4 protein-coding genes are annotated in these 3,485 nt (G+C 25.4%); 1 reads left to right on the top strand and 3 read right to left on the bottom strand.

What is annotated here, in order from left to right; translation table 11 throughout:
- Positions 1-89: 89 nt before the first annotated feature.
- Positions 90-1,199, bottom strand: a complete 1,110-nt coding sequence (locus J7G74_RS09765; protein ID WP_297134696.1) for an AAA family ATPase — start codon at positions 1,197-1,199, stop codon at positions 90-92.
- A gap of 343 nt (positions 1,200-1,542) precedes the next feature.
- On the opposite strand from J7G74_RS09765, the gene J7G74_RS09760 reads away from it, so the two are divergent.
- Entirely contained in the window at positions 1,543-2,370 is an 828-nt protein-coding gene (locus J7G74_RS09760; RefSeq protein ID WP_297134693.1) for an FUSC family protein, read from the top strand.
- 77 nt (positions 2,371-2,447) lie between these two features.
- On the opposite strand, the gene J7G74_RS09755 is transcribed toward J7G74_RS09760, so the two are convergent.
- Positions 2,448-2,963 carry a VanZ family protein gene (locus J7G74_RS09755; RefSeq protein ID WP_297134691.1) on the bottom strand — a complete coding sequence of 172 codons (516 nt, stop codon included), beginning with the start codon at positions 2,961-2,963 and terminating at the stop codon, positions 2,448-2,450.
- 99 nt (positions 2,964-3,062) lie between these two features.
- On the bottom strand, positions 3,063-3,485 hold a 423-nt coding region (locus J7G74_RS09750), incomplete at its 5' end, for a precorrin-2 dehydrogenase/sirohydrochlorin ferrochelatase family protein (protein WP_297134689.1).

Genomic DNA, 3,485 nt, shown 5'->3' with positions numbered 1-3,485 from the left:
AATTATGAAATAGCAAAAAGAAATTATGTTTGTGAATAACAAATATAAAAATACTCGTATCAATATTGATACGAGTATTTTTATATTTGTTATTCACAAACATAATTTCTTTTTGCTATTTCATAATTTGAATACATAGAGTCTTTTGTAACATCCTCTTTAATATTTAAGAAATCTGGAAGAGAAATTTCATCATTTTGGTTAGTTGCTTCAATTTCTAAGATACCATATTTTTTATCATTGTTAAATATATCTAATTTAAAATATTGATTTTCATACACAAAACAATGACGAGTTTTTATAACTGTAAATAATTGATTATCTATTTCCGATAAATAAGACAGATATAATTTATCACTTATTTTCTTTTCTTTTCTAAATGTTCTAGAATTATTTATAGTTTCTTTTTCAGTATAGTAATATGAATAATTATCGCCAGCACCTATTTGTCTTATTCTTCTTTCTAACTTTGGATTAGTTGATTTTAAGTAATACTGAACTATATCCATTTTTTCTGAAGCAGTAACTATATTATCTATATCTACATTTTCAACGTCTACTAAGTACTTACGTATAAGACCAGTTGGCATATACTCATCAAGATCGTTATATATTTCTCTTAATACTCTTTCAACTTTTCCTTCAAAATCAGTTGAGTTATCAAATATTTTTAAACGAGGATGTCCTATCCATGCATTTAAAGTAAGTTCATCTATTCTTCTTGCATCTTCTAATGATTCACTTCTAGCAGTATTATTAGCTAATGTATAATGTTCTTCCGCTCCATTAGCTGTAGTTACTAGATGTAAGACTAAATCATATCTATCTATTAATTCACTCTCATTAGTACCAAATTTGTCTAAAATTATTTCAAATTCTTCTTTAGATACATAAGCTTTGTTATCTAATAATCCTCTATCATATAAGATTATTATTTTTTCTGCATCCATTTCCATGGCAGCTTTCTCATAAACTTCTTCTTTTTTAAATTGAAGGCTTAGTAAGTAGTCTTGGAATATGAACATATTCTCTTGACCTCCAAAAGGTGTAACCCCACCCCTAATTAGTTCTGTAGCCGTCTCTGAAACTATTATAACTTTATATCCTTTTTCTTTAAAAGTATTTTCTATTAAATTAAGCATTGTACTTTTACCAGAACAAGGACCTCCTGTTATTACTATTTTTTTTATAGTTTTCATCTTTTTTCCTCCAATATTGTTAAATATCTAATTGTTATTTATTTATAAAAACGCTTCCGCTTTTTACCTCGTAAAAAAGAACACTTTAATATTATATTGCATTTTTGAAAAAAGTGAATAGTTTTTTTTATTTCCAATTTTTTTATTCGTAGGGATACGCCTTATATTATATTTTTATTGAATTTTATAAATAATCATCTTAAATTTATTTTTTCAAAATTCATATATATTATTAAAATAATATCAATAATTAATACAAATAATACTATAAAGATTTTTATTAGTACATTTAAAATCTAGAAAGGACTTTTACAAGTAACAGTAATTGCTTGAACATATAAATATGAAAAAAATTGGACTAAGAACAATAAAAACTGGCATAGCAGTATTTTTTGCAAGCTTAGCGAGTTATTTAGGAATAGTAGAAACTCCTGTATATACAGTTTCAGTATGTATATTTTCTATAAAAAATACAATGAAAAATTCTGTTGAAGATGCCATGTCTAGAATACTAGGAACACTACTAGGTGGTCTTATAGGATTTTTGTTTGCTACATTTATACATGAAAATATTATATCTACTACTATAGGAGTCATAATTATTATACATTTATGCAACTTATTAAAAATTTCTGAATCAGCAGGAATTGCTTGTGTAACATTTACTGCAATATCTTTAGGTGTCGGTAAAAACTACCCTTTGACTTATTCTTTAATGAGAACTATGGATACCTTAGTTGGAGTTCTGATAGCACTAATAGTTAATTATTCTGTTAGTAGACATAAATATTTACAGTATCTTTGGACGTCTTTTAAATCAACATCTAAAGATTATTTCAACATAATATTTGATATGATAAATAGAAATGATTACTCATCATCTTATTTAAAGCTACAAAATAAATTTACTGAATTAGGAGAATATTATACCCAACTTATAGATGAATTATCCTATTCAGATGAGGCAAATACACCTACAGGGCTTCATGAGTATTACGATGTATGTGAGCAATTATTACATCATGTTCATGGATTATATCTTCTAAATAAAAAAAATTATCATAATGAAGATGAAGTTAATAATAACCATATTTATAGATATCACACTGAAAATATCTCAAAACTTATATCGTCTAAAAAACTTTTAAATATGGAAAATAGGGATAGATAATTTTCTATCCCTATTTTATATGAATATCAAGTGAAGAAACTGTTAATATTATACTGAAGGTTTTATTATAATATTAATTAAGATTTTCTTTTCATTAAAAAACCTAATCCTTTACCTGTTAAAAGTAAAAATGATAATATTATTATTGCAGTCAATGCTCCAGATGAATCTATAAACACATCTGTTAAGTTTCCACTTCTACCAGAAACAGCCAACTGTCTTTTTTCATCATACACTGCATACATAAATGTCAAACAAAATGCAATGGCTCCAGAGAAAAATACTTGTTTGGATAATAAATAAAGTAAAAGCATCATGAATCCACCTATTAAAGCATATATGCTAAAGTGAGCTGCTTTTCTTACTAAATACTCTTTGTTATAAGTTCTTAACTTATTTAAAACCTTGTCTTTTATATTTATTAATCTATCGTCAGTTAAAGTTATCTCTTGTCTCAGTTTTTGAAAGATATTATCAGCAACTTCCGTGGCTGCTCCAGACTGCATAGATGAAGTTTTTCCATCTTGGCTTGAGAAATAATACATACTTCCCATACTTATTATTAGTAATAATGCACAAATAAATTTTTTCATATCTTCCCCTCCTATTTTTAATATATTATCAAAAATATTCAGCTATAGCTATAGTAATTCTTTTTTTCAAAATAATATTAATTTTAAGTTATTGTAACTTTATTTTATTATTTTTCTTAACTCATCAATATTTAAATCTAATAATTCTCTTAATTTTCTTCTTCTTTGTTCTACATCACATATATTTTTTATTATATACTCTCTAGCTTGGCCTAAAATATTAACATACTCTTCATATCCTTCTCCATAACTTTCCTCTAATTCTTTTCTTATCTTAGCAGATAAAGAAGGGCTTTTCCCCCCTGTTGAAATACTTATTAATAAATCTCCTCTTTTCACATAAGATGGTACTGTAAAATTTGATAATTCTTGATTATCTACTACATTTACTAATTTACCATGTTGTCTACAATATTTACCTATATTATAATTTACTTCTTTATTATTTGTCGCTGCAATTACAATAAAACTATCAACTATATATTTTTCATTATAATCGTCTTTAATTATTTCAATTTTGTT

This window comes from Terrisporobacter sp., from assembly GCF_017888745.1.
Taxonomy (GTDB): domain Bacteria; phylum Bacillota; class Clostridia; order Peptostreptococcales; family Peptostreptococcaceae; genus Terrisporobacter.
The sequence above is the reverse complement of the archived record's forward strand: the minus strand, read 5'-3'. Positions and strand labels throughout refer to the sequence as shown.